Below are 26,295 nucleotides of genomic sequence, written 5' to 3'. Positions count from 1 at the left end.
ACCCGCATGTCGACGCGGCGGCCGCCGCGTCCGTAGCGAACCTGAACGGGAAACGATCCGCGATGAGCTATCCGACCGCCTCCGCCACGCCGCAGCGCGTGCTCTACGATTTCCGCAGCGATACCGTCACCCGTCCCACGCCTGCGATGCTGGCGGCCATGGCGGCGGCCGAAGTGGGCGACGATGTATGGGGCGACGACTACACCGTCCAGGCACTCGAAGCCGAAACTGCCGAGCTGACCGGTTTCGAGGCCGGGCTGTTTCTGCCGTCGGGGACCCAATCCAATCTGGTGGCGCTGATGACCCATTGTCAGCGCGGCGACGAATACCTGGTCGGCCAGCTGGCGCATTGCTACCGCTGGGAAGGCGGCGGGGCGGCGGTGCTGGGCAGCATCCAGCCGCAGCCGCTGGAACACGCTGCCGACGGCAGCCTGCCGCTCGATCAGCTCGAAGCGGCGATCAAGCCTGACGACCCCCATTTCGCCCGTACCCGGCTGCTGGCGCTGGAAAACACCATCGGCGGCAAGGTGCTGCCGCCAGCCTATGTGGCCGACGCGCTGGCCTTGGCCCGTCGCCATGGTCTGGCGACCCATCTGGACGGGGCACGGCTGTGGAATGCCGCCGCTGCGCTGGGCGTCGCACCGGCCGAAGTGGCGCGCGGCTTCGACAGTGTGTCGCTGTGCCTGTCCAAGGGCCTGGGTGCGCCGGTCGGTTCGGTACTGGTCGGCCGCAAGGATTTCCTGAGCCAGGCCCGCCGCTGGCGCAAGATGCTGGGTGGCGGGATGCGTCAGGCCGGTCTGCTGGCCGAAGCCGGCCGTCATGCGCTGCGTCATCATCTGCCGCGTATCGGCGAGGACCACGTCAATGCCCGGCTGCTCGCCGAAGGGCTGAGCCGCTTTGCGGCGCTCACGGTCGCTCCGGTGCAGACCAATATGCTGTTCGTGTCGGTCGATCCGGCCATCGCTGCCGATTTCGCCGTTTATCTGCGTCAACAGGGGGTGTTGATCAGCGGGGTGGCCCAGCAGCGCTGGGTGACGCATCTCGATGTCGATGCCGCGGCGATTGCCGCTACCTTGCGTCTGGTGGAAGCCTTCTTCGATCCCGCCAAGCGTTGAGTCGATCCTCCTTGTCCACCCAAGCCACGGAAACCCCATGAAAGTCATGCTTCTCGCCGCTGGTCGCGGTGAACGGATGCGGCCGCTGACCGACCATACGCCCAAGCCCCTGCTGGAAGTCGGCGGTGAACCGCTGATCGCCTGCCATCTGCGCCGACTGGCCGCGGCCGGTTTTCGTGAGGTGGTGATCAACCACGCCTGGCTTGGCCAGAAAATCGAGGCCCGGCTCGGTGACGGGCGGACCTGGGGGGTGGAAATCACCTATTCGCGCGAAGGCACCGGTCTTGAAACGGCGGGCGGCATTGCCCGTGCGCTGCCTTTGCTGGGCGGGCAGCCGTTTCTGGTGGTCAATGGCGATATCTGGACCGACTACGACTTTGCCAAGGCCCACGACATCGCTGGTGCGATGGCGACCGATCCGGACCGGCTCGGCCATCTGGTGCTGGTTGACAAGCCTTCCTACCCGACCGGCGCCGATCTGGCCCTGCTGCCCTCGGGGCGGGTGACGCCGCATGGCGAAGGATTGGTGCCGCTGACTTTCAGCGGCATCGCGGTCTATTCGCCGCAGTTCTTTGCCGACATCCCGGGCGACCGGCCCGGACCGCTGCTGCCGCATTTCCTGGCCGCCATGGCCGCAGGCCGCTTGAGCGGGGAGCATTTCGGCGGTCGCTGGGTCGATGTGGGAACCGTGGGGCGACTTGAATGGGCGCGCCATGAGGCCAAGGCGGAGAAAAGTCGCAAATAAATATTTTCTGAAAATTATCTGCAAGTAATGTGGCGGATATATGGAAGAAATTAAATAAATGGCTCGGAGATGATTTCCGAGCCATTTCCATTTCTCGCTCTCCATTCTGTCCACCTCGACGCCCATCGCCACCAAGCGAACCAGGCGACAGTCCCTTCGGATCAGGCGGATTGGCCGGGCCGGACGCCGGGTCAAGGCAGTGGATGGGCCAGCATAAAGGACCACAGGGCCGAGTTGGCATCGAGATCCTCGGTCTTGTTGCCGCCGCAGTTCTGGCGGGTCTCCCATCGGTACAGATCGCTGCCGGGCCAGACATGGCCCGCTTCGGCGCTGGTGCAGAGGGTGACATCGGCGCCGGTCAGACCTGTCCAGGTCTCGCAGGTGGTGGCGCCACGCTGATAGCTGATGGTCGAAGCGGGGCTGGTGCGGTTGAGCTGGCGGAACAGATTGATGCCGTAGCTGACCGGCGGGCGGATCGACGGGTCGGTGTGGCCGACCCCGCCGTTGAACGGTGCACAGGCATCCGACAGGCCGTGCATATGGAAGACCGGCACCGGCCGTTTCGGCTGGCAGGCGAACAGGGTGCGCGGCGGGTTCTGCGCCAGGTCCTGGTTCATCAAAAAGGCGGCGTTGGGGGCGATGGCGGCGATTCGGTCGGACAGTTCGCAGGCCAGACGGTAGGCCAGCATGCCGCCGTTGGAGTGGCCGGTGGCGTAGATCCGTTTGGGGTCGATCATCAGTTTGCGCTGGATCAGATCGAGAAAGGCGGCGGTCGCCCCGACATGGTCGATCTGCCGGGTGACGGCCGGGCCGCAGCAGGCGCCGGCATTCCAGGTGCGCACGCCGGTGTTGGCGATGTCGTAGCCTTCGGGCTCCACCAGCACGAAACCCTTGCTGTCGGAAAACGGAATCAACTGGGTCACGGCCTCCCCGGCGGCAGCGGTGCCGCCTCCGCCGTGGAACGACAACAGCAAGGGTGCGGGCGAGGTCTGGCCGACCCGGCGCGGGACGTGGACCTGGAATCGATGGGTGACGTTCTGGTGGACCAGCGAGATTTCATGATCGCCCGGCCCCAGTTCCGGCAGACGGGCAGGACGGGGAAGGCTCAGTGAAGCGGGCGCGGCGAGTTCTGCGGCCTGGGCACCGAGCCAGACGGTGGAGACGATGACGGTACGAACAAGGGAACGGGACATGGCGGACTCCTGGCGGGGGTGGACGTCAGGCGGCAGCTTGGCACGATGGAGCGGTGTTTCATTTCGTCGCTGACGAAATGCAATATCTTTTGCAGGAAATTCATCTTTGCGTCAGCCAGACACAGCTTGAAACAATCGCCGGCGACCTGGCCATTGCTACAAGCAACCGCCGTCGTGACCGGGGCTGGCTACGCTGAGAGGTGGCAGTACCGCGAGAAAGGAAGACCCCATGCGCAGCGTCCTCGTTTCCTGTCTGGCCGGCGCCTTGCTGGCGGGTTGTGCCAGTACGGGCTATGTGTCCGAAATCGACGAGCAACGGGTGGCCCAGGTCGAGCGCGAAGCTCGCCGCGACGGCCGCCAGGTCATCTGGCTCAGCTACCCGCGCATCGTCCGCAAGGCCACCGCCGCAGACTCCTGATCCTTCCCCTTCCGACGCCGCCTTTCGAGGCGGCGTTGTCGCTTCTGGGGCGGTCCGGGCTCCGTGGCTCGGACACCGCCAGGCGGCATCTCCGCCTGACAAGGATGGTGCGTCAACACTCAGGGCTGACGCGCGCTGCGGTCGAGCAGTGCCCACAACAGCAGCACAGCCACCACCACGCCCGTTCCTCCCAGCACCACGCCGTAAGCCTGCGCGATCGTCAGCCCCTGCTGCGTCAGCGCTGCGAGCGCATAGCCATAGCCAGCCTGGGTGATAAAGGCCACCACGAAGATCAGCAGATTGACCGAGGTATTGGCCCGCCCGGCCAGTTCGACCGGGAAACGGCTGGTGATCACGGCATAGGTCAGATTGCCGACGATGCCGCTCAGGCCATATACCACGATCAGCGCCGTGGTCGAGACTGCCGCATCAGCGGCCATCAGCCCGAGCGTGACCAGATGGAGCGCACTGGCGCCGGCATAGACCCACAGTGTCGGAATGCCACGCCGAGCCAGTCGGCTCGCCAGCTGACCCCACAGCAGGGCGCCGGTCAGGCCGCCCAGCATCATCATCATCAGCGTGGCACCGGCCTGGGTTTCGTCGAGATGGCGCACCTGGCGCAGCCACTGGCCCACCCACAGCCCCTGCATCGCCATATGCGAGCCGAGCGCCACGGCGGCCACGGCGGCAAGACTCCAGAAGCGCCGCGCGGTAAAGACTTCGACCATCCCGGCCAGATCCTGGCGCAGCGACTTGCCGACCTGCTGGGTCGGATGGTCGGGCACCAGGGTCCACTGCACCAGCGCGGCGGTGAGGCCCACGCCCGCTGCCAGCAGAAAGACCGTTTCGATGCCGCCGCGCTCGACGATCCAGGCGACCGGCAGGGTCGACACCACCGCACCGAACAGGCCGGCGAACGATACCCAACCGCTGAGCGCCGGCAGCCGGGCCAGCGGGAACCACTGTGCATTGGCCTTGATTGCCGTCATCAGACAGCCCGACACCCCAAAGCCGATCAGCGAGCGCGCCACGATCAGCAGCCCGGCATCGCGCGCCAGTGCAAACAGCAGGCAGCCGCTGACGGCGATCGCCAGCAGGGTCACATTGACCCGGCGCGGGCCGAAACGGTCGATGGCCAGACCGATCGGCAACTGGGCCGAGGCAAAGGCCAGGAAATAGGCCGAGGTCATCAGCCCCAGGGTGGCCGCATCGAGGCCCAGTTCCGCGGCAAGACGCGGCGCGATGGCACCGTTGATGGTGCGCAGACAGTAGGAAAAGAAATAGCCGAGCGAAAACGGCAGCAGAATGCGAAGCGGAGACGGCGTCATGGCTGCGATTCTAGCCTTGCGGCTTCGCTGCGCTGCAATATATTCAAGCCGGCGGCCGAGGCAGGACGCTGGCCTGGCCGGTGAGCGGGGCCGAAGGCGCGGAGGCAGTGAGGGGGGCTGATGCGCGGGGCTTGGCGGGACGAGGCATGGGCTATCATGAGCACCTGTCTTCCGCATTGCGGCGGATGCTGTGCCGATTGCATAGCAAGCACTTGCTCGATTACATTTCCGTCCCAGGAAACGCCATGTCCGATACCGCCAAGCAAATCCTCGACCTCGCCGAAGCCTTGATGCTCGAGCGCGGTTTCAACGGTTTCAGCTACCAGCACATCTCCGGCGCGCTGGGGATGAAAAACGCGGCGATCCATTATCACTATCCGAGCAAGGCTGACCTGGGGGTGGCCCTGGTGGCGCGTTACCGACGCCGTTTTCAGCGTTCCGTCGCCCAGCTCGATGCCACGGCCCAGGACCCCTGGGTCAAGCTCGAATGGTATTTCGACGTGCTGAGCGAGCTGTACGGCAATAGCGAGCGGCTATGCCCGACCGGCATGCTGTCGGCCGAGCTGGCCACCTTGCCCGAGGCGATGCAGAGCGAAGCGCGCCAGTTTGTTGATGAGTTGTACGACTGGTGCGTCCGGGTACTGCGCGATGGGGTGCAAAGCGGCCACTTCCGCTTTGCCGGCGCCTGCGAGGATAAGGCCGCCATGCTGCTCGCCACCTTGCAAGGCGCGCTGCAACTGGCCCGCTTCCAGCCCGACTGGCTCGATGCAGTCAAGAAACAGGCCCGGCTCGATCTGGGCGCCCGTTAAGTTCTGCTTAGTAAAATAAAATTTTCGGAAAATTAGGTGCAATATGCGATGCGCCTTTTGATTCGAATTACTCAAAAACTGCCCGATCAATCTCGATCGGGCGCCGCAATTGCGGCCAATTGGGAGATCACCGATGGAGCAGCCTTTCCATAACACCATGACCCGGGTCGTCGCCAAATTCGACCAGTTGCCGGCTTTCATGCGGCGCTGGGCCCGTTCCAAGGCATTCGGCAGCAAGGTCAAGTTCGCGGGCACCGCCAAGATCGATTTCGAGGAAGTGAGCAGCGAACGGGTAGTGGTCAGCATCCGTAATCGTGGGCCGGTACAGAACCATATCAAGGGCGTGCACGCCGCCGCCATGGCGCTGCTGGCCGAAACGGCCACCGGTTTTGCGGTCGGGATGAATCTGCCCGATGACAAGCTACCCTTGATCAAGACCATGAAGGTGGACTACCTGCGCCGCGCCCAGGGCGACCTCAAGGCGGTGGCCCAGCTGCGGCCGGAACAGATCGCCGAGGTGCGCAGTCTCGACAAGGGCGAAGTGCTGGTGCCGGTCACCGTGACCGACGAGTCGGGCGCCGAACCCATCCGCTGTGAAATGACCTGGGCCTGGATTCCCAAACAGCGCAAATAAACCAGTCGTCGCGTTCTCAGGTCGGCCGGGCCGATCAAATATTAACATTCGATAATATGGGTCGTGCCGCCGGGCGCGCCTCGTTCACTTATCCGCTGCGCAAGAGGCACACCATGCATTACAAGACTCTGGAGGTCACCCTCGAAAACCACGTCGCCCAGATCTCGCTCAACCGTCCCGACAAGGCCAATGCCATGAACGAGGACATGTGGCTGGAGCTGCGCCAGGTGTTTGAATGGCTCGACCGCACCGAATCGGCCCGGGTCGGCCTGCTGCTTGGCAATGGTGACCATTTCTGCGCCGGCATCGATCTGTCGATGCTGGTCAGCGTGCAGCACCGTATCCAGGACGAGTGCGCCGGCCGCCAGAATGAAAAATTGCGGCTGCTGATCATCGAACTGCAAGACAGCCTCACGGCGCTCGAACGCTGCCGTAAGCCGGTGATCGCGGCGATCCAGGGTCGCTGCATCGGTGGTGGCCTTGATCTGGTGGCCGCGTGCGATATGCGCTATTGCAGCGCCGAGGCGGTATTCCAGCTGAAGGAGGTCGATCTGGGCATCGTCGCCGATGTCGGCGTGCTGCAACGGCTGCCCAAGATCATCGGCGACGGCCGCAGCCGTGAACTGGCCTATACGGCACGCGAAGTCCACGGCGAGGAAGCCGAGCGGATGGGGCTGGTCAACCGCTGCTATGTCGACCAGACCACCATGATGATGGACGTCACCGGCATCGCCGACGCCATCGCCGCCAAGTCGCCGCTGACCGTGCGCGGCCTCAAGGAAAACCTCAACTACGCGCGCGACCATACGGTTGCCGAGGGTCTACGCTATGTGGCGGCCTGGAATGCCGGGATGTTGATCTCCAAAGACCTCGAAGCCGCGGCCATGGCGGCGGTGATGAAGGACAGGGCCGTCTTCCGCGACTGAGGTGAGGCGCCAACGACAAGGCCGCCAGGGCGGCCTTGTTGGTTTTCAGAGGGCTGTCTGTGTCCGGCTCCCGCCAGGACCAGCTACAGCCCGTAGCCTGATTCCCGTTCTCTCTCGACACGGCGTGCCAAGCCACTTCTTCTCGCCGTCCGGATCGAGGAGGGGCGTGGACACGATATGCTCGCCGCTTAGTGCATTTCCACTGAAATCGGCATCGCAGCAAGTCTGGTTGAGCGTTAGGAACCGGCGCTTTGAGGGCCGGACACACTGACTCCGAATTGACCGGACGCCGAACCGTCTCGTCCTCGTTCCATGGCAAAAGGCGAGTCGAGATGACGCTCCTATCGTCCGACCCGGTGGCGAGGCCAGGACGCGTCGTTTCCCCATACAAAAGGCCGCCCTGGAGGCGGCCCTGTGGTGGCGGCTGTGTTTCAGCGGTCCTGTCCCATCCCCCACTGTCGCAGCAGATTCCTGGCCAGATCGCGCTCGGACGGTGCCGTGCTGTTGGCGTAGTGGGCGATCAGATAGTGCCGGGTATCGCGGTCGCCCGCCGTGGCCATCTTGACCAGCCAGGCGTCCTGATCGCGGACCGGGTCGAGATGGGTACCGCAGGGTTGGGCAAGGCTGGGCATGGTCGTCACCTGCAAGCCTGCCGGGTGGGGTGGATGATCATCGTTTCCTCCTGGTTGGTTTTCTTGGTCGATCGGATGCGGGGCTAGAGATTGCCGACGAACAGCCGGCGCAGCAATAACTGGCGGATACCGTGGACCTCCTGTAGGCCCAGCCGCTCCAGATAGCCGGGCGGGGCGGTTTTGCCCTCGAACAGTCCTCTGAACATCATGGTCAGCAGCTCGACCGGATGGTGGCTGGCATGGCGCAGCTTCTGTAGCGCGGCGATCATGGCCAGTTCGTCTTCGTTGAAGTCGGTGCCAAACGGGAAGGACGGCAGCAGACCGGCTTCACGCCACGGCCCCAAGCCATCGACCAGCCGCTCGGGCAGGTTATGGCGTTGCCAGTCGGGCAGGTGGTAGTCCTTGTCGAGCTTGCCATTGAGTTTGGCAGCGATCAGCAGTTCGTCCTGAAAGCGTGAATCCGCCACCGCCAGCAGCCGCTTGATCACTTCGGCATCGGTCTGGCCACGCAGATCGGCTACGCCGTACTCGGTCACGACCACATCGCGCAGATGGCGCGGAATGGTGGTATGGCCGTAATTCCACACGATATTGGAGCGCAGTATCCCGTCCTGCTCGCGTGTGGCGCGCAGTAGCAGCACCGAGCGCGCGCCCGGCAGATCGTGGCCCATGCTGACGAAGTTGAACTGGCCGCCCACGCCGGACACCACCTGGCCCGAATCGAGTCCATCGGACACGGCCGCGCCCAGCAGCGTCACCATCATGGTGGTGTTCATAAAGCGGGCATCGCGCCGTTGGGCGCTGGCGAGCGAATCGGGGCCGCACAGCAGATTGATGAAATCGATCCGGCTCATGCCGATCCGGTGGAGCTGCTCGTCCGGCAGTGTGCGCAGACGTTGGTAGAAGTCGCGTGGACCGAGGAAGAAGCCCGCATGAAGCGCAATGCCGCCGGTCAGTCGCGGGCCGAGCAGCTCGGGCGCAATCAGATCGAGTTCGGCGCTGTAATGACGCTCGCCCACCATCAGCGTGCCATCGCGCCACACCACTTCGGGTCGCACGATGCCATGGCGGCGCAGAAAGGTCACATCGGCGGCCGTGAGCGGCGAGCTGATCCGGCCTGCTTCATGGAGTACCGCCAGCGTGGTGGCGTCAACCGTGCTGCTGATCCGGCCCTGGTTGAGCAGTCGTTGCAGTGTCAGGTCGTCGAATACCTCGCGGCGAATGATGCCGGCGTCGAGCAGTTTGAGCAGGCCATTGACGAACATCTCGGAGCAGCCGTAGAGGCCGCTGGCGAAACGGCCGAGTTCGCCATCCTGGCTGGCGCCCAGCGTGCCCAGCATGCGGCGGTATTCGTCGTTGTGCTGTTCGCGCAGCAGCAGACCATAGGCGATGGCGTCGCCGAGCGAGCCGATGCCGATCTGCAAGGTGCCACCGTCCTTGACCAGGGTCGAGGCATGCAGGCCGATGGCGTAGTCGCGCAGCGACACCTCCATATTGGGCGGGGCATACAGCGCATGGCCGGCCGAGGGGTCGGTCAGCAGCAGATCGAAAAAGTCCGCGTCGATTTCGGCCCCGTTGGGCATAAACGGCAACTCGCGATTGACCACCCCGACCACCAGCAGCGGATGGTCAGGCAAGGCGCGCAGCCGCTCGACCGTTTCGCCGGTCAGATCGGGGTTGCCCGACAGGGACAGGCGCATCCCGTCCGGCCCTTCGCGCATGGCCAGCGCCTGCGCCACCAGATTGACGCCATGGAGCGCCATATCGCGCGCCACGAAGGTGTAGTTGGTGCAGATATGTTGCTGCTGGGCGGTGGGATTGCCGAGGTAGTCGCCGGTCTTGAAGAAGAATTCGAGCACTTCGATATTGGGCGGCAAGGTGCCGGCCAGCATATCGAGCGCGTAGTCGAGATCGGGGTAGTCGCCGAACACCCGCTCGACGAACGGGGTCAGGAAGCGCTGTTCGAGTTCGCTGTTGCTGGCGGGCTTGAGCAGCGACAGGGCGGTGATGATCTTGAGTCGCCGCGTCGGGGTGGTCTTGATGCGCCGGTACAGGGCATTGACGAAATGGTTGGGCTTGCCGATACCGAGCGGAATCGCCAGCACGATATCGCCGCTTAGCCGGGTCAACACCTGGTCCACGGTTTGTTCGATCGAGTCTGTGATGACCGTCATGCTCGTATGCTCCATGCTGCAGATGGTTGCCGTGCCGGCGCCGGTCGGGTCACCTGGCTGGCGGTCTGGGCGGTGATTATGAGGGATTTTTTCTAATTCTATTTATTGCAGCACTGGCTGTTGCAGTGCTTTGTCCTGAATATTTCCATATACAGGCTATTCGGGCGAATCTGCCTGATCGCGCTGGCGGTAGACCCGGTACAGCCAGGTGCCACCCCAGGCATAGGCCGTGAAGATCAGCAGCGAACCCAGCCCCTGCGCCAGGGTGGCGAGCCGGTGGTCCCAATGGAGCAGGCCAAGCGGCTCAAGGATGTTATGCCAGTCATGGCGCAAATGGCGTACCTCGCTGACCCCTTCATGCCATTCGCCCAACAGCGGCAGGGCCAGCTCGCGGGCGTCGCCGATATAAGGTGCCACATCGATCAGGCTCTGGCCGGTCCACCATAGACATAGCGAAGCGGCAAACGGTTTACGTTCACGCAGCAGGAAATACAGACCGATGCCGAACGGCCACAGTACCTGGAACAGGCTGCCGCCCAGAAAACCCATCCAGTCGCCCAGCGGGGCAAACAGCAGATGGCCGAATTCATGAAATGGCGTATTGACCATATGCATGAACCAGCCCTGGCTCTCGGGTTCACGCCAGTCGCTCAGCACAAACTGCCAGCCCCACAGAAAGCACAGCAGATAGGCCAGCGATTCGCCCAGCGGCCAGCCGGGCGGCGGTGGCGGCAGCAGCCACGGTTGTAGGCGCGCCCACCAGCCCGAGGCTGCATCTTCCTCCCGCTCGCGCCGCGGTCGCACGGGAACGCGGCCGGCGGCGCGGTCGGCCAGATGCTGGGCGTATTTGGTATAGACGATGCCGCAGCGCGGGCATTCTTCCGGACTGTCATGCGGCTGAGGCAGATAACCGCATTTGGGACAGGGACGGGGCGCTGCCGGCTTATCCATCGGGCTATTCCCCGCTTAGCAGCAGCCGTTCGGCCCGGGCCAGATCGTCCGGCCGGCCCAGCAGCACCAGCACATCACCGGCCTGTAGCACCCAGTCGGGCTCGAATTCGGTCAGACGCTGGCCGCCTCGGCGCAATTGGCGCAGTTGTACTTCCATGGCTTCCAGTCCCAATTGATCGAGCTGCCGGCCGATGGCCGCCGCATGGTCGTCGAGCGGCAGGCTGTGCAGACGCGGTTGCATTTCGTCTTCGTGCGAAGGGACCTCATCGCTGATCCCGCGGAAAAAGCCGCGGAACAGGCTGTAGCGCTGTTCCCGCACATCGCGGATACGCCGCAGCACGCGGTTGAGCGGCACACCGAGCAGCATCAGGGTATGCGAGGCCACCATCAGACTGCCTTCCATCACCTCGGCCACCACCTCGTCGGCGCCCGCCTGGCGCAGGCTGTCGATATCGTTGTCGTCGAGCGTGCGCACCACCACCGGCAGCTCGGGCCGCTGCTCGCGCACGATGGCCAGGATCTTGAGCGCCGACGGTGTGTGGTTATAGGTGATGATCAGCGCACGGGCACGCGGCAGACCGGCCGACAGCAGCACTTCGGCCCGGGTGGCGTCGCCAAAGCTGACATTGTCACCGGCCGTGGCGGCCTCGCGGACCCGCTCCGGGTCGAGGTCGACGGCGTAGAACGCGATATCCTCCTGTTGCAGCACCCGCGCCAGCGCCTGGCCGCTGCGGCCGTAGCCGCACAGGATCACATGGTCGGAGGTGGCCATGGTGCGCTGGGCCAACTGGGTCAGCCGCATCGCCTGCAACATCCAGTCGGTCGCGATAAAGCGCCGCACCAGCGCTTCGGACTGCTGGATCAGGAAAGGCGCGGCCAGCATCGACAGCAGAATCGCCGCCAGCGCCACCTGCTCGGCTGCCACGGGCAGCACGCTGGCGCCGGCCGCCAGCGCCATCAGCACAAAGCCGAATTCGCCGCCCTGGCCGAGCGCGAGGCCCGAGCGCAGCGCGGTTCCCGGGCTGCGACCGGCCAGGCGCACCAGCCCGCCGACGATGGCGGCCTTGCCGACGGTCAGGAACAGGAACACCAGCAGCACGGCAAAGAACTGGTGCCAGATGGTCTGGACATCGAGCCGCATGCCGACGGTGATGAAAAACAGGCCGAGCAGCAGGTCGCGGAACGGCCGGATATCCTCTTCCACATGGTGGCGGTATTCGGTCTCGGCGATCAGCATGCCGGCGAGGAAGGCACCGAGCGCCAGCGACAGGCCGGCTTTGCCGGTGAGGTAGGCGACGCCCAGGGTGATCAGCAGCACCGCGAGCACGAACAGCTCGCTCGAGCGCTGTTTGGCCACCAGATGCAGCAGCGGCCTCAGCAGCTTGGGGCCGAAATAGAACAGTACGCCCAGCGTGAACAGGATCTTGAGCACCACCAGCCCCAGCGCCATGCCCAGCGCGCCGCCGGTGCCGCCCAGTTCGGGAATCACGATCAGCAGCGGCACCACGGCCAGATCCTGGAACAGCAGCACCCCGACTGCATATTGGCCGTGCGGCGAGTTGATCTCGACCCGTTCGGCCAGCAGCTTGGTGACGATGGCGGTCGAGGACATGGCCAGCGCGCCGCCGAGCGCGACGCCGGCGCGCCAGTCGAGCCCGCAGGCGAGGGCACCGAGCACCGTCAGCAGCAAGGTAATGACCACCTGGGCCGAGCCCAGGCCGAACACCTTGCTGCGCATCGCCATCAATTGCGGCAGGCTGAATTCGAGGCCCAGGCTGAACATCAGAAAGACCACGCCGTATTCGGCGATTTCGGCGGCTTCGCCTGAGGAGGGAATCAATCCCAGGGCATGCGGTCCGATGCCGATGCCGACCAGCAGATAGCCCAACATTGCCGGCAACTGCGCCTTGCGGCACAGGATGACGACGGCCACGGCTGCCGCCAACAGGATCAGGATGGTTTCGAGGGCGTCGTGATGCATGGCGGTTCGGGCAAAAAGGTCGAATCGATTATACGGCTCAGTTTGCGTTTGTCATGTAGCGGCGCTCGCGGCGGCAGCCCCGGTTAACTTATAATCCCCCGCTATGAAAGCAAATCGCACCAGTACCGCCTCCGGCCTGATTGAACTGGCCCGCGAGGTGTTGCAGATCGAGGCCGACGCCATCCGCGCCGTCGCGTCACGGCTCAACGGCGACTTCGCCCGTGCCCATGCACTGATCCTGGCCTGCCATGGCCGGGTGGTGGTGAGCGGCATCGGCAAATCCGGCCATGTCGGCCGCAAGCTGGCCGCGACGCTGGCCAGTACCGGCACGCCGGCCTTCTTTATGCATCCCAGCGAGGCCGCCCATGGCGACCTGGGCATGATCACCAAGGATGATGTGGTGCTCGCCCTGTCCAATTCGGGCGAAAGCGACGAGCTGGTGGCACTGCTGCCGGCCTTGAAGCGTAAGGGCATCTCCATCGTTGCCATGACCGGCAACGCCAACTCGACCCTGGCGCGCGCCGCCACGGTCCATCTCGATTCCCGGGTGGACAAGGAAGCCTGTCCCCTCAATCTGGCCCCGACTGCCAGCACCACCGCGAGCCTGGCGCTCGGTGACGCCCTGGCGGTGGCCCTGCTCGACGCGCGCGGCTTCGGCCGCGAGGATTTCGCCCTGTCGCATCCGGGCGGCAGCCTCGGCCGCAAGCTGCTGGTCCATGTGCGCGATCTGATGCACGGTGGTGAAGGGCTGCCGGTGGTCCGCACCGGCGCCCATATCAAGGACGCCCTGTTCGAAATCACCCGCAAGGGCGTTGGCCTCACCGCCGTGATCGACGAACACGAGCATCTGGTCGGGGTATTTACCGACGGCGATCTGCGCCGCGCCATTGACCGTGATATCGACCTCAAGAACGTCCCGATCGAACGGGTGATGACCCGAGAGCCCAAATGCATCGAAGCCGACCGGCTCGCTGCCGAGGCGGTCCAGGTGATGGAGCGCGGCAAGGTCTATGCGCTGCTGGTGATGGATGAGGGTCGGCTGGTCGGGGTGATCCGTATGCACGATCTATTGCGTGCCGGCGTGGTCTGAGCCGGCCGCTTCCGTAACACGTTTCAAAGAAGGATTTTCCCGTGCAGGAACGCGCACAAGCCGTCAGGCTGATGATTTTCGACGTCGACGGCGTGATGACCGACGGCAGCCTCTACTACACCGACGATGGCCAGGAACTCAAGGCGTTTAATTCGCTCGATGGTCATGGACTCAAGATGCTGCGCCAGTCGGGCGTGCAACTGGCGATTATCACCGGTCGCCGTTCGCGGCTGGTCGAGCATCGCGCCGCCAATCTGGGGATCGATCACCTCTATCAGGGCGCCCACGACAAGCTCGCCACCTTCGGCGAGTTGCTGGCTGCCACCGGTTTCAGCGCCGAGCAATGTGGCTATATGGGCGACGATCTGGTCGATCTGCCGGTGATGCGCCGGGTGGCATTCGCGGTGGCCGTGCCCGAGTCGCCCGATCTGGTGCGCCACCACGCCCATTACGTCACCGGCGCCGGCGCCGGTCGTGGCGCGGTGCGTGAGGTGTGCGAATTGCTGATGCAATCGCAAGGCACCTTCGAGGCGCAGGTCGCGCCCTATCTGCGCTGATGCTGCCCGACCGCGCCGCGCGCGCCTTTCCGCTGCTGTTGCTCGGGTTGATGGCGGGGCTGGCCTACTGGCTGGATTTCATCACCGAGCTGCCGCAGTTTGCGCCCGGTCCCGTGCGGCAGTCGCCCGATCTGGTGGCCCGCAAGGTCACATCAACCGCCTTTGGCCAGGACGGTCGCCCGCTCTATCGGCTGGCCGCAGCCGAGATGCGGCGCTTTCCCGGCGGCCAGAACGCCGAATTCGACCAGCCGCGCCTGGTGCGCACCCTGCCGGGCACGCCCGAGCTGACCGTGGTGGGCGATACGGCCCAGGTAACGGAAGCGGGCGACAAGGTCTGGTTCGAGGGCGGCGTCACGGTGACGCGGGCGCCGTTTGAAGGGCGGCCGGCGGTGGTGATCCGCGCCAGCCGGGTGGAATTCGATGCCGTCACCGGGGCAGCCCGTTCCGAGGCGCCCGTCGATGCCGACGCCGGAACCAGCCGTATGCGTGGCAATGGTTTCGAATACGATCACGAACGCGCGGTGCTCAAGGTGCATCGCCAAGGAAGAATCGAGTATGACCCACCGAAGAAGCGCTAAGACGCTACAGCGCCTGGCCCTGGCGGCGGCGCTGCTGTGGCCGCTGGCCGCCCAGGCGGAAAAGGCCGACCGCGACAAGAAGATCGTGGTCGAGGCACTGGAGTTCGAGCGCGACCAGAAAAACGGCTTCGCCTCGTTCAGCGGCGAAGTCAAGGTGGTGCAGGGCACCCTCGAAGTGAGCGGCGACCATGCCACCGTGCAGGAAGACGCCGAGGGCAACCAGACCATCGTGATGCGCGGCCGCCCGGTGCGCTTCAAGCAGAAGCTCGATGGCGATGCCGGCATGCTCAATGGCCGGGCCGACCGAGTGGACTATTTCAGCAAGACCGGCGAAGCCAAGTTCGCCGGCAACGCCTGGATCAAGACCGACAGCGACGAGATCAACGGCGATCTGCTGACCTATAACACCCAGACCGAAATCTACCGCGCCGTCGGCATGAGCAAGGTCAATCAGACGCGCCAGAAGGTGCGGATGGAGATCACGCCCAAGCCGCGTCCGGCCGAAGGGGCAGTCAAGCCATGACCCGACTTGCTGCCCATCAATTGCAGAAGCGCTACAAGACCCGTACCGTGGTGCGCGATGTCTCGCTGCATGTCGACAGCGGCGAGATCGTCGGCCTGCTTGGCCCCAATGGCGCGGGCAAGACCACCAGCTTCTATATGATCGTCGGCCTAGTCGGGCTCGACCAGGGTCGCATCACCCTCGACGACACCGATATCACCCGTCTGCCGATTCACCAGCGCGCCCGGCTGGGTCTTGGTTATCTGCCGCAGGAAGCCTCGATCTTCCGCCGCCTCAATGTGGCCGACAATGTGCGGGCCATCCTGGAGCTGCACGAGAAGAACGCCGATGCGGTCGAGCACCGGCTCGACGAATTGCTGCGCGAACTCAATGTAGCCCATCTGCGCGATAGCCCAGCCCTGTCGCTGTCGGGTGGCGAGCGGCGCCGGGTGGAAATCGCCCGGGCGCTGGCGGCCAATCCGCGCTTTATTCTGCTCGACGAGCCGTTTGCCAACGTCGATCCGATTGCCGTGCTCGATATCCAGAAAATCATCGGTTTTCTGAAGGAACGCGGTATCGGCGTGCTGATCACCGACCACAGCGTGCGCGAAATGCTCAGGATCTGCGACCGCGCCTATATCATCAACGAGGGTGCGGTGCTGGCCGCCGGGACACCCGACGAGATCGTCTATAACGACAGTGTCAGACGGGTATACTTGGGCGAACATTTCCGTCTCTGATTCCCGTCCACTCGGTCTGCGTCGGCATGAAACAAAGTCTCCAACTCAAGATTTCGCAACAGCTCACGCTGACGCCGCAATTGCAGCAGTCGATCAAACTGCTGCAACTTTCCACGCTCGATCTCAACCAGGAGATCGAACGCTTCCTGCTCGAAAACCCGATGCTCGAACGCAGCGAGGACGGTACCGATGCCGACCTGCCGCTGCCTGGTACGCCCAACCATGCCCCGGCCGAGGCGCCGACGCCCGAGCGCGAAACACCGCCCGAGCGCGATGAACGCGATACGGTCGATCTGGAAGGGGAAGGTTACTGGTCCGAAGCCGGCGGCAGCCGCCGCCATGACGACGACGACGATTATTTCGATCCGCAGGCCAATGTCGCGCGCGCGCCGACCCTGCGCGAACATCTGCTGGAGCAATTGGGCTTATTACCGCTGTCGGCCTGCGACCGGGCGGTCGCGACGCTGATCATCGACGCGCTCGACGACGATGGCTATCTCTCGACCCCGCTGGAAGAAATCCTGGCGCTGATTCCCGAAGAACTGGCCGAGGCGCTTGAAATCGACCTCGATGCGCTCCAGGTGGCCTGGCAATTGGTTCGTCATCTTGAACCAAGCGGGGTGGGGGCGGTCGATCTTAAAGACTGTCTGACCTTGCAGCTCGAGGCTCGGGCGGCCGACGACCCAGCTCAGCCCTTGGCCCTGGCTGTGGTGCGCGAGCATCTCGATTTATTGGCCAATAAAGACTACAGTAAGCTTAAAAAAACGCTGAAGTGCGACGACGAGGCGCTCAAGGCCGCCCAGGATCTGATCCGGCGCATGACGCCCCGCCCAGGTGGCGGTTACGGTGAATCCGATACCCGCTATGTCGTCCCCGATGTGGTCGTCAGAAAGCAGCGCAACGGCTGGATCGCCCAGCTCAACGAGGCGGCCATGCCCAAGCTCCGGGTCAACCAGTTGTATGCCAGTCTGCTGCGCCAGCATCGCGACAGCGGTAATTTGGCCGGTCAGTTGCAGGAAGCCAAATGGTTGATCAAAAACGTGCAGCAGCGCTTCGACACCATCTTGCGGGTGGCCCAGGCCATCGTCGAACGGCAGCAACGCTTTTTCGAGCACGGCGAAGTCGCAATGCGACCGCTTGTGTTACGGGATATCGCGGAGGAGCTTGACTTGCACGAATCCACCATCTCTCGCGTTACCACGCAGAAGTACATGCTGACGCCGCGCGGCATCTACGAGTTCAAATACTTTTTCGGCAGCCATGTCGATACCGATTCCGGTGGTGAATGTTCGGCCACCGCCATCAAAGCCCTTATCAAGCAACTTATCCAGAACGAGGACGTCAAAAAACCGCTGAGCGACAGCGTGCTGGCGGAAACGCTAGGCAAGCAGGGTATCAACGTCGCCCGCAGAACTGTCGCCAAATATCGAGAAGCCTTACAGATCCCTCCCGTGAACCAGCGCAAGTCCCTTTAGCCGCCCGATCCTTGCAGGGCGGCATCCTTGGCATAAAGGAGAGAAGTATGAATCTGACTATCAATGGACATCATCTCGACATCACCCCGGCCATCCGCGACTACGTGGAATCGAAGCTGGAGCGTGTGACGCGGCACTTTGACCACGTAATCGACATGCACGTGACCATGTCGGTGGACAAGTTGCAGCAGAAAGTCGAGGTCAACGTCCATCTGCGTGGCAAGGACATCCACGTGGAAGCGATCGAAGCCGATATGTATGCGGCGATCGATGTGCTGGCCGACAAACTGGACCGTCAGGTCATCAAACATAAGGAAAAGCGCTACGGTGATCGTCACAGCGACGCCATCAAGTACCAGCAGCCGGCCGCCTGACCGGAAGTGAACTGCGCGAGGGACGGGAACGGTACAGGGACGCCGTTCCCGTTTTTAATTGTCACGAAGATATTTATTTCTGCAAATTATCTGCTCTCTCTCTAGCACCTGCTTTTCCTGTTTTATTTACCTTAGCCATTCCCTCAGTAAAGATCGCCCCCGTCCTGCGCGGGCGGTTCCGCATTCTTCTCCAGCCGTGACGACCAGACCACCACTCGGTTGCGCCCCTCTTCCTTGGCCGCATAGAGCGCCTGATCTGCCCGGGCCAGCAGCTTTTCCAGCGACTCGCCATGCTGTAGCAAGGCCACGCCCAGGCTGATGGTGACGGCGATTTCGGTATCGGGCCCGAGTTTGACCGGCTGAAGTTCGACCGCCAGCCGCAGCCGCTCGGCCATGCTGAGCGCACCTTCGAGCCCGGTCTGCGGCAGCAGCGCCAGAAACTCCTCGCCGCCCAGCCGGCCGATCAGATCGCTTTCGCGCAACTGCTCATGGCAGATACGGGCAAAGCGGCGCAATACCTCATCACCACCGCCATGGCCGTAGCGGTCGTTGACGGTCTTGAAGCGGTCGAGATCGATCATCAGCACCGCCAGCGCGCCGCCGTGGCGGCGTTGCCGCTTGATGGCCTGTTCCCCCATCTCCAGCAGATAGCGCCGGCTGGCCAGGCCCGTGAGCGGGTCGGTATTGGCCTGACGGCGCAATTCCTGTTGCAGGGTTTTGAGCGCGCTGATGTCGTTGAGACCGATCAGCAGGCGGTCGCCGTCATTGAGCTTGACCCGGGCAAACGAGGCCAGCGCGATGAATTCCTCGCCATTGCGGCGGCGCATGGTGAGCTCCACGCCGTCGTGCGGGCTGTCTTGCCGTTGTGCTTCGTGGTAGTCCTGCGGCTGGACAAAGCACTGGCCGATCGGGCTGCCTTCGGCTGAACCCGGACTGAGGCCGAACTGGTGCTCCCAGGCCGGGTTGGCAAAGCTGATGCGGTTGTCGTCAAGCCGGATCAGGGCGATCGGCAGGGGTGCGGCGGTCAGCGCTACCCGGAGCTGCGCCTCGCGCTCACGCAACCGTGCCTCGCTCTGGCTCAGTGCGGCCGCTCGCTGCCGATCACGCAAGGAAACCAGCAGCAGCACGGTAGCGAGTGCCAATAGGCCAAGCGCGCCCAGGCCGTAGACACCGGCCTTGATGCGCCAACTGGCCAGATAGTCGGTACTGGCCAGCCCCACCACCACCACCAGATCGTAATTGTCGAGTTTGCGGAAATAGAACACCCGGTCAACCCCATCGATCGGCGACTCAAGCCGGGCCATTCGTGGAAAGCTGCCCTGACGCAGCACGGTGGCGTTCGGGATAACCACGCCCTGCTCGATGCGCTGGGCCGGCGGCAAACGCAGGACCAGCCGGGCATCGGGGTCGGTCAGGGCAATGGCGCTATGGCCGCCGATATCGAGCCGGCCGAACAGGCTGTGCAGGCTGTCGGGCCGGATGGTGGCACTGACCAGACCCTGGAACGGGATAGGGGCCGGGGCGAGCCGACGGGCCAGCAGCAGCCGGTTCTGGCCACTTTCGATATTCGGGGTGCTGAGCCAGCGGGTCTCGCCGCGCTTGAGCCGGCGGAAATAATCGGTATGTTCGACCCGCCGGCCACGTTCGGCCGTGCTGCTGACGACCAGCCCCTGGCGATTGACCAGCTCCAGTGTCTCGATCTGGCCCAGGCGGCCCTGGCGGTTGCGCAGCAGCTCGTCGAGCAGGAACAGCAGCGGGTCGTTGGGATGGATCTGCTCAGGCACGGCCGTGATATGGCCGCTTAATTCCTGTAGCAGCATATCGGTTTCGATCAGGGTGCCGTTGATGCGCTGGCTCAGCAGTTCGGACAGATTGGCCGAGTCGGTCTCGGCCCGTTGCAGCGCCTGATGATAGGAATACCAGAGCTCGACGGCGAGAAAGAACAGCCCACCGAGGACGATGCAGCCGGCCAGCCACAATGCGGCCGGACTAGTCGGGCGTTCCGGGGAGGTGGGGTTTGGCATCGGCGGTGGATTCTTGCAGCAGCGGGGGGTAACAGACCACCTGGTTACGACCATTGCGTTTGGCGGCATACAAAGCCAGATCGGCCTGTTTGATCAGGCTGTCCAGATCGGGTTGGCGTCCATCGAGCACTGCCGCACCGATACTGACCGTCACCCGCACGATCTGGCCCTCGGCCAGCACAATATCGAGCGCGGCGATGGCAGCGCGGGCCCGCTCGGCACTGTCGAGCAGGCCGGCTTCATTCTGCTCCGGCAGGACCGCTGCAAATTCCTCGCCGCCGAGCCGGCCAAACAGATCGGATTGGCGCAGCGTGGCGCTGATGGTGCTGGCAAACGCTTGCAATACCCGGTCGCCTGCGGCGTGGCCATAGCGGTCGTTGATCTGTTTGAAATGGTCGAGATCGAACATCAACAGACCGAGCATATGGTGGTAGCGCATGGCGCGCAGCCATTCGGTCTGGGCCCGTTCCAGAAAATAGCCGCGATTGGCAATGCCGGTGAGCGGATCGAGCGTTGCTTTGCGCCATAGCGTTTCCTGGGCCAGCTTGCGCGTGGTGATGTCGTTGAGATTGATCAGATAGCCGGCTTCCTGGGCATAGACCACGCTGGTGACCGACAGGGTGGTCCATAGGCTGCCGCCCTCGGGACGCTTGAGCCGCAGCTCGTAGTCGGTCACCGAACGCTGCTCGTGTAGCCGATGGGCGATTTCTGCGCGATGCTCGCTCCATGGAAAATAATCCGACAGAGTAGTGCCAACCAGCTTTGGGGCTTCGACGCCAAATAATGTTGCGGCAGCTGCATTGGCAATCTCGATCACTTCGCCGCGCTCGCGCACCAGTAGCATGGGCAGCGACAGGGTATCGATCAATAAGCGCAACTGCTGCTCCTGTTCGAGCACCTGACGCTGGCCCTCGGCCACCGCCAGCGCCAGATTGGCTTCGCGCCAGCCCCGGTGGGCAGTGGCCAGCATCAATAGCAGCAGGCATAGCCCAGCCGCCGCAAACGCCCCGGCCTTGCGCCACCAGTTGCCCAGATAGGCGCTCTCGGGCAGGCCGACGATCACGATAAACGGATAATTTTCCAGGCGATGGAAACTGTAGCCACGTGCCTCGCCCCCCCGGCCGCTGCGATCGACCAGATAGCCCTGGCTGCGGCCATCGACCCAGGCGGCGGTACGGGCACTGTCGGGAATCTGTCGGCCAATCGCAGCGGCATTCTCGGGCAGTCTGCCGACCAGACGCAGATCGTTGTCGATCAGCATAAAGACACTGCCAGGCATGGTGTCGAGCCGGCGCGCCAACTGGTCGAAATATTCCAGTTTAACCGTGGCAGCGACCACGGCGGCCAGCCCACCCTGACTGTCGGGCACGCGGCGGGCAATCACAAAACCCAGGTCGCTGCCGCCCGCCAGGCGCATCGGCTTGGAAAAAGTCATTTCAAGGCCGGGGTTGGCCTGGAGCAGGTCAAAGAAATCACGCTGGCGGAACGACTGCTGCCGTAGTCCATCGCTATTGAGCGCCATCTCGCCATCGCCGCTGATCAGGGCCAGATTCTCGACCTGGGGCAAGGTGGCCAGCTTGTCGTCGATCAGCCCGGCCAGATGGGCGCGAGTGTCCGGGTTGAGCCGCTGGTCGATCGGCTGCTCCAGCCGGGCCACGCTGCCGGCCAGATCGCGCAATACCAGATCGGTCTCGCGAAATGCCCCGTCGAGCTGTTCACGCAGCAGCAAGGACAGATTGGCCGCCGCCTGCTGGGCGGCACTGCGTGCGCTCAGATAGGACTGGCGCAGCTCCCAGCTGATCAGCCCCAGCAGGACCAGACCGGTCAGGCCGATCAAGGCCAGGACGATGCGCCGCTCGCGCAGAAAGCGCGACCAGCCGCTCTGGGGCAGCGGTGCAATCGTCGGAGCGGACAGGCCGGCCGGCATGGATGTCCTCAGTACGCGCCGGAAAAGCCGGCCCTGCTTCCGATTATAGTCGGCGCTACTGGCAGCGCTTGGCGGGGCGGTCTGGGCCTGTTGCTGAGGATCAGAAGAAATAGTCGCGCATTCAAGCCACGGCTACTTAGTGGATTTATTGAAGCGGTTGGGGCGGAACGGATAGAGAGGCAGTCTGGAAGCAGGAATGCTTCTTGCATTCTGGCGCGGCGGATCGTGGAGGACTGTCAGAGCTTCCGGCAATAACCCGCCGCATCAAGCAATGGCTTTTTTCAGGAATTCGCGACGGCGGCCGGTGGGTCCCAGCGCATATCGAGATGAGGAATCTCGTCTTCGAGATAGGTGTCGCTGACAGTGATAAAGCCGAGTGACTCGTAGAAGCTGGTCAGATAGGCCTGGGCACCGATCAGATTGGGGCGGCCCGGATAGCGCGCGACATGACCGGCCAGCCCTTCGGCCACCAGTGCCTGGCCAAGCCGGCTGCGCCGTGCCGTCGGGGCCACCACTACCCGACCGAGCGAGGGCTGGTCGAATTTCAGCCCCGGCGGCACCAGCCGTAGATATGCCACCAGCCGACCGTGCTCGTCGTGGCCGAGCAGGTGGTCACTGACCGGGTCGAGCCGGTCGAGGTCGGGGTAGGGGCAGCGCTGTTCGACCACAAAGACGGACTGGCGCAGCAGACCGATTTCATGCCATTGCAGGGCGCTTAACTGTTCGAGCCGGGTCCAGTGCCAATGCATCAGGCGATCCTTGCCCGGGCGCGGCCGATGGCGGCGCGGACCTGGACCGGGGCAGTGCCGCCGATATGGTCCCGTGCCGCGAGCGAGCCTTCGGGGGTGAGTACGCTGAACACGTCTTCGGCGATCAGCGAGGAGAAGCTCTTGAGTTCGACCAGCGAGAGTTCGGACAGGTCTTTATGGGCATCGACCGCATAGCGCACCGCCAGGGCCACCGCCTCGTGGGCATCGCGGAACGGCAGGCCGCGCTTGACCAGGTAATCGGCCAGATCGGTGGCGGTGGCATAACCCTGCTTGACCGCCCGGCGCATCGCCTCGGGCTTGACCACCACGCCGCGCATCATGTCGGCGACTACCCGCAGGGTATTGACCACGGTATCGACGGTGTCGAACAGTGGCTCCTTGTCTTCCTGGTTGTCTTTGTTGTAGGCCAGCGGCTGGGCCTTCATCAGCGTCAGCAGCGCCACCAGATGGCCATTGACGCGGCCGGTCTTGCCACGCACGAGTTCGGGCACATCGGGGTTCTTCTTCTGCGGCATGATGCTGGAGCCGGTGCAGTAGCGGTCGGCGATATCGATAAAGCCAAAGCGCGGATTCATCCACAGGATCAGCTCTTCGGACAGCCGCGACAGATGAGTCATGATCAGCGCCGCCGCCGCACTGAACTCGATGGCGAAATCGCGGTCGGAGACCGCGTCGAGCGAGTTTTCGCACACGGCTTCAAAGCCGAGCCGTTCGGCGACGAAGGCGCGGTCGATCGGATAGCTGGTGCCGGCAAGCGCCGCCGCTCCCAGGGGCAGCCGGTTGACCCGGCGGCGACAGTCGCGCATCCGCTCGACATCGCGCCACAGCATTTCGACATAGGCAAGCAGATGGTGGCCGAAGGTGATCGGTTGGGCGACCTGTAGATGGGTGAAGCCCGGCATCACGGTATCGACATTGGCCTCGGCCAGATCGAGCAGCGAGGTCTGCAGCTCGCGCAGCAGGCCGTCGATGTCGTCGATGGCGGCGCGCAGCCACAGCCGGATATCGGTGGCGACCTGGTCGTTGCGGCTGCGGCCGGTATGCAGGCGTTTGCCGGCCTCGCCGATCAGGTCGGTCAGCCGCTTTTCGATATTCATATGGACGTCTTCGAGGTCGAGCGACCATTCGAAGCGGCCGGCGCGGATATCGTCACGGATCTGACTCATGCCGGCGGTGATGGCGTCGAGTTCCTTTTCGCTGAGCAGCCCGGCCCGGGCCAGCATCTGGGCATGCGCCAGCGAGCCTTGGATATCGAATTCTGCCAGACGGTGATCGAAGGAGATCGAGGCGGTATAGCGCTTGACCAGTTCCGCCACGGGTTCGGCGAAACGGCCGGACCAGGTTTTCTGCTTGTCGTCCTGCATGACCGATTCCAAGACTGAATTGACTGACGGGCGATTATAGGACAACGGCCGGTCATTTTGCCGCGGCGCGGCAAATTTAGGCCGCCCGCCGTTGCGCTGGTTATAATGCCGCGACCCGCGCCCGGCCTGCACCCTCCGGTGTCGGCCCGATGGGCGCCGAGCTAGAAAGCATGAGTAAAGATTACAAGCACAGTGGCAAATCAAGGACGGCACATCACGGCAGCAGTTCGATCTGGGTCGGCCTGCTGATCGGGCTGTGCATCGGGGTCGGTATCGCCGTGGCGGCCGTCGTCTATATGAACCGGGCCCCCAATCCGTTTGCCAACAAGACCCAGGTGACCAAGCCCGTACCCGATACGCCGCCGCCTACCGTCACCCACAATGCCAAGCAACCCGAAGTCCTGACGCCGCAGGGCGCCGTGCCACGGCAGAACCCGGCGCCCGGTGCTGCGCCGGCTGAAGCCAAGCCCGAGGGCGAGAAGTTCGAGTTCTATACCAAGCTGATGGAATCGAGCGACGCCAAGGAACCAAAACCGCCGCAACCCGCCCAACCGCCCGAGACACCACCGCCGGCCCAGGTATTGCCGCCCAAAGGCACGTATCTGCAACTGGGCGCCTTCCAGAATGAGAAGGATGCCGACAATCTCAAGGCCAAACTGGCCATGATGGGGGTCGAGGCCAATATCCAGACCAGCGAGGTCGACGGCAAAGGCGTGCTGCATCGGGTTCGTATCGGGCCGTTCAAGAATATCGAGGACCTCGACCGGGTACGCGATCAGCTCAAAGGCAGCGGTGTCGAAGTGGCCGTAGTCAAGAATTGAGCACTGTCCGGCAGGGCTTGCGCCGCTGCGGGGGCTTGGTCAAAATCGGCGCCTTAATCCATCCATCATAGGAGTCACCATGCGGATGTTCGCAACGTTCTGGCGCACGCTGGCGCTGCTCGGCCTTGCCCTGATCGCGCTGGGCGCACGCGCCGAGCTGAAGGCAGGTACGGATTACACTCTGCTATCGACCCCGCGTCCGGTCGATGCCCCGGGCAAGATCGAGGTCATCGAGTTCTTCTGGTACGGCTGCCCGCACTGCAACAATATCGAGCCGCGTGTGGCCGAGTGGAGCAAGTCGCTGCCCAAGGATGTGGTGTTCCGCCGCGAGCACGTGATGTGGAACGGCGCCAGCCATATGGCCGGCCACGTCAAGCTGTTCGCCGCGCTGCGCAGCATGGACCTGGTCGAGAAGCTGACCCCCAAGGTGTTCGACGCCGTCCACCGCGAGCGGATCGAACTGCGTGACGAAGACAAGCTGTTCGACTGGATCGCCAAACAAGGCGTCGACCGTGCCAAGTTCGAGGCAGCCTACAAGTCCTTCGGTGCCCAGACCCTGTTTGCCCGCGCACTGCAACTGTCGCGCGACTACCAAGTGGAAGGTGTGCCCACCTTTATCGTCAACGGCAAGTACCAGACCAGTATGTCGATGGTCGGCGAGCGCGTGATCCCGGTGATCAATGAACTGATCGCCATGGAACGCGCCGGCGGTGCCAAGCCGGCTGCGGCCAAGCCCGCTGCCAAACCGGCTGCCAAGCCCTGATCGAGTCGCCGGCTTATTGCCGTCGGACTTGATACAAAAAACCCGCAAAAGGCTCGCAAGAGTTGATGCGGGTTTTTCTTTGTTTGGAATAAACACTGTAGGGCTTGTTGCGACTTATCGACCTCCGCCGCCACCTCCACCTTCCCCCCGAGCCCCCAAAACCGGCAAACCAAAGCGCTGATCGACTTTTCCTATCCGCCGGAGCATTTCCCTGTAGATCGACGCCAGCCGTAATGCTGCTTGATCGGGCTGAGCCTGACGCGCGGTGTCCGGACCCGTGGACGCCGAGTTTTTTGGCAATGCGCCGGGCATGACCTCCAAACCCGCCACATCGTGGTAGCTAGTCCGACGACGGATCGTTCTGACTTCTCTACAAGGTCATGGTCTCTGGCCGCCTCCCAAGA

At 63.7% G+C, this 26,295-nt stretch carries 26 protein-coding genes; 16 read left to right on the top strand and 10 right to left on the bottom strand.

What is annotated here, in order from left to right:
* The first annotated feature begins 62 nt into the window (after positions 1-62).
* Together ltaE and murU are read left to right on the top strand one after the other, a co-directional pair.
* Positions 63-1,115: a low-specificity L-threonine aldolase gene (ltaE, locus tag ACFOW7_RS11335; RefSeq protein ID WP_378164227.1), complete on the top strand. Its 1,053-nt coding sequence runs from the start codon at positions 63-65 to the stop codon at positions 1,113-1,115.
* Positions 1,116-1,152: 37 nt separating this feature from the next.
* Positions 1,153-1,860 carry an N-acetylmuramate alpha-1-phosphate uridylyltransferase MurU gene (gene murU / locus ACFOW7_RS11330; protein WP_378164225.1) on the top strand — a complete coding sequence of 236 codons (708 nt, stop codon included), beginning with the start codon at positions 1,153-1,155 and terminating at the stop codon, positions 1,858-1,860.
* A gap of 191 nt (positions 1,861-2,051) precedes the next feature.
* On the opposite strand, the gene ACFOW7_RS11325 is transcribed toward murU, so the two are convergent.
* A complete protein-coding gene (locus ACFOW7_RS11325) occupies positions 2,052-3,053 on the bottom strand; it encodes an alpha/beta hydrolase family esterase (protein WP_378164223.1) in 1,002 nt (333 codons plus the stop codon).
* Positions 3,054-3,106: 53 nt separating this feature from the next.
* Here ACFOW7_RS11325 and ACFOW7_RS11320 point away from each other — a divergent pair, with 53 nt between their 5' ends.
* Both ACFOW7_RS11320 and ACFOW7_RS11315 read left to right on the top strand, forming a co-directional pair.
* On the top strand, positions 3,107-3,250 hold the full coding sequence (locus ACFOW7_RS11320; protein ID WP_378164221.1) for a hypothetical protein: 144 nt from the start codon (positions 3,107-3,109) through the stop codon (positions 3,248-3,250).
* Positions 3,251-3,282: 32 nt separating this feature from the next.
* A complete protein-coding gene (locus tag ACFOW7_RS11315) occupies positions 3,283-3,471 on the top strand; it encodes a hypothetical protein (protein WP_378164219.1) in 189 nt (62 codons plus the stop codon).
* A gap of 119 nt (positions 3,472-3,590) precedes the next feature.
* Here the strand turns inward: ACFOW7_RS11315 and ACFOW7_RS11310 are convergent, their stop codons facing one another.
* Entirely contained in the window at positions 3,591-4,799 is a 1,209-nt protein-coding gene (locus ACFOW7_RS11310) for an MFS transporter (protein ID WP_378164217.1), read from the bottom strand.
* A gap of 245 nt (positions 4,800-5,044) precedes the next feature.
* Between ACFOW7_RS11310 and ACFOW7_RS11305 the strand changes: the two genes are divergently transcribed.
* The 3 genes from ACFOW7_RS11305 to ACFOW7_RS11295 all read left to right on the top strand — a co-directional run bounded on the left by ACFOW7_RS11305 (position 5,045) and on the right by ACFOW7_RS11295 (position 7,168).
* Positions 5,045-5,608 (top strand): TetR/AcrR family transcriptional regulator, encoded by a 564-nt coding sequence (locus tag ACFOW7_RS11305; protein ID WP_378164215.1) that lies wholly within the window; start codon positions 5,045-5,047, stop codon positions 5,606-5,608.
* A gap of 133 nt (positions 5,609-5,741) precedes the next feature.
* Entirely contained in the window at positions 5,742-6,242 is a 501-nt protein-coding gene (locus tag ACFOW7_RS11300) for a DUF4442 domain-containing protein (protein WP_378164213.1), read from the top strand.
* A gap of 113 nt (positions 6,243-6,355) precedes the next feature.
* The gene (locus ACFOW7_RS11295; RefSeq protein WP_378164211.1) at positions 6,356-7,168 is read left to right on the top strand and encodes a crotonase/enoyl-CoA hydratase family protein; all 813 of its coding nucleotides are present in this window, start codon (positions 6,356-6,358) and stop codon (positions 7,166-7,168) included.
* A 431-nt stretch (positions 7,169-7,599) separates the two neighbouring features.
* On the opposite strand, the gene ACFOW7_RS11290 is transcribed toward ACFOW7_RS11295, so the two are convergent.
* The 4 genes from ACFOW7_RS11290 to ACFOW7_RS11275 form a co-directional block, all read right to left on the bottom strand.
* Positions 7,600-7,800 carry a hypothetical protein gene (locus tag ACFOW7_RS11290; protein ID WP_378164209.1) on the bottom strand — a complete coding sequence of 67 codons (201 nt, stop codon included), beginning with the start codon at positions 7,798-7,800 and terminating at the stop codon, positions 7,600-7,602.
* A gap of 83 nt (positions 7,801-7,883) precedes the next feature.
* Positions 7,884-9,974, bottom strand: a complete 2,091-nt coding sequence (locus tag ACFOW7_RS11285; protein ID WP_378164207.1) for an acetyl-CoA hydrolase/transferase C-terminal domain-containing protein — start codon at positions 9,972-9,974, stop codon at positions 7,884-7,886.
* Positions 9,975-10,130: 156 nt separating this feature from the next.
* The gene (locus tag ACFOW7_RS11280) at positions 10,131-10,925 is read right to left on the bottom strand and encodes a hypothetical protein (RefSeq protein ID WP_378164205.1); all 795 of its coding nucleotides are present in this window, start codon (positions 10,923-10,925) and stop codon (positions 10,131-10,133) included.
* A 4-nt stretch (positions 10,926-10,929) separates the two neighbouring features.
* Positions 10,930-12,906, bottom strand: coding sequence for a monovalent cation:proton antiporter-2 (CPA2) family protein (locus ACFOW7_RS11275; protein ID WP_378164203.1), 1,977 nt, complete (start codon positions 12,904-12,906; stop codon positions 10,930-10,932).
* 103 nt (positions 12,907-13,009) lie between these two features.
* Between ACFOW7_RS11275 and ACFOW7_RS11270 the strand changes: the two genes are divergently transcribed.
* The 7 genes from ACFOW7_RS11270 to hpf are packed head-to-tail and all read left to right on the top strand — an operon-like array spanning position 13,010 to position 18,222.
* On the top strand, positions 13,010-13,996 hold the full coding sequence (locus ACFOW7_RS11270; RefSeq protein WP_378164201.1) for a KpsF/GutQ family sugar-phosphate isomerase: 987 nt from the start codon (positions 13,010-13,012) through the stop codon (positions 13,994-13,996).
* A gap of 41 nt (positions 13,997-14,037) precedes the next feature.
* Positions 14,038-14,553: a 3-deoxy-manno-octulosonate-8-phosphatase KdsC gene (gene kdsC, locus ACFOW7_RS11265; RefSeq protein WP_378164199.1), complete on the top strand. Its 516-nt coding sequence runs from the start codon at positions 14,038-14,040 to the stop codon at positions 14,551-14,553.
* Positions 14,553-15,131 (top strand): LPS export ABC transporter periplasmic protein LptC, encoded by a 579-nt coding sequence (lptC, locus tag ACFOW7_RS11260; RefSeq protein WP_378164196.1) that lies wholly within the window; start codon positions 14,553-14,555, stop codon positions 15,129-15,131. Before kdsC ends, lptC begins: the two co-directional genes overlap by 1 nt.
* Positions 15,109-15,654 (top strand): lipopolysaccharide transport periplasmic protein LptA, encoded by a 546-nt coding sequence (gene lptA, locus ACFOW7_RS11255; RefSeq protein ID WP_378164194.1) that lies wholly within the window; start codon positions 15,109-15,111, stop codon positions 15,652-15,654. Before lptC ends, lptA begins: the two co-directional genes overlap by 23 nt.
* Complete coding sequence (lptB, locus tag ACFOW7_RS11250; protein ID WP_378164192.1) at positions 15,651-16,373, top strand: LPS export ABC transporter ATP-binding protein; 723 nt, start codon at positions 15,651-15,653, stop codon at positions 16,371-16,373. Before lptA ends, lptB begins: the two co-directional genes overlap by 4 nt.
* A 26-nt stretch (positions 16,374-16,399) precedes the next feature.
* On the top strand, positions 16,400-17,848 hold the full coding sequence (locus ACFOW7_RS11245; protein ID WP_378164190.1) for an RNA polymerase factor sigma-54: 1,449 nt from the start codon (positions 16,400-16,402) through the stop codon (positions 17,846-17,848).
* Positions 17,849-17,895: 47 nt separating this feature from the next.
* A complete protein-coding gene (gene hpf / locus ACFOW7_RS11240) occupies positions 17,896-18,222 on the top strand; it encodes a ribosome hibernation-promoting factor, HPF/YfiA family (RefSeq protein WP_378164188.1) in 327 nt (108 codons plus the stop codon).
* A 143-nt stretch (positions 18,223-18,365) separates the two neighbouring features.
* Here the strand turns inward: hpf and ACFOW7_RS11235 are convergent, their stop codons facing one another.
* The 4 genes from ACFOW7_RS11235 to argH form a co-directional block, all read right to left on the bottom strand.
* Positions 18,366-20,246, bottom strand: a complete 1,881-nt coding sequence (locus tag ACFOW7_RS11235) for a diguanylate cyclase (RefSeq protein WP_378164185.1) — start codon at positions 20,244-20,246, stop codon at positions 18,366-18,368.
* On the bottom strand, positions 20,212-22,173 hold the full coding sequence (locus tag ACFOW7_RS11230; protein ID WP_378164183.1) for a diguanylate cyclase: 1,962 nt from the start codon (positions 22,171-22,173) through the stop codon (positions 20,212-20,214). Before ACFOW7_RS11230 ends, ACFOW7_RS11235 begins: the two co-directional genes overlap by 35 nt.
* 281 nt (positions 22,174-22,454) lie before the next feature.
* Positions 22,455-22,922, bottom strand: coding sequence for a GNAT family N-acetyltransferase (locus ACFOW7_RS11225; protein WP_378164181.1), 468 nt, complete (start codon positions 22,920-22,922; stop codon positions 22,455-22,457).
* Positions 22,922-24,307: an argininosuccinate lyase gene (gene argH / locus ACFOW7_RS11220; protein ID WP_378164179.1), complete on the bottom strand. Its 1,386-nt coding sequence runs from the start codon at positions 24,305-24,307 to the stop codon at positions 22,922-22,924. The genes ACFOW7_RS11225 and argH overlap by 1 nt, the downstream gene beginning before the upstream one ends.
* A gap of 170 nt (positions 24,308-24,477) precedes the next feature.
* On the opposite strand from argH, the gene ACFOW7_RS11215 reads away from it, so the two are divergent.
* The gene (locus tag ACFOW7_RS11215; RefSeq protein WP_378164177.1) at positions 24,478-25,128 is read left to right on the top strand and encodes an SPOR domain-containing protein; all 651 of its coding nucleotides are present in this window, start codon (positions 24,478-24,480) and stop codon (positions 25,126-25,128) included.
* 85 nt (positions 25,129-25,213) lie between these two features.
* Positions 25,214-25,891 (top strand): thiol:disulfide interchange protein DsbA/DsbL, encoded by a 678-nt coding sequence (locus ACFOW7_RS11210; RefSeq protein ID WP_378164174.1) that lies wholly within the window; start codon positions 25,214-25,216, stop codon positions 25,889-25,891.
* Positions 25,892-26,295: the final 404 nt, after the last annotated feature.

The sequence above is a fragment of the Chitinimonas lacunae genome (assembly GCF_042650885.1).
Lineage (GTDB): Bacteria > Pseudomonadota > Gammaproteobacteria > Burkholderiales > Chitinimonadaceae > Chitinimonas_A > Chitinimonas_A lacunae.
This window is presented reverse-complemented; position numbering and strand designations above follow the sequence as displayed.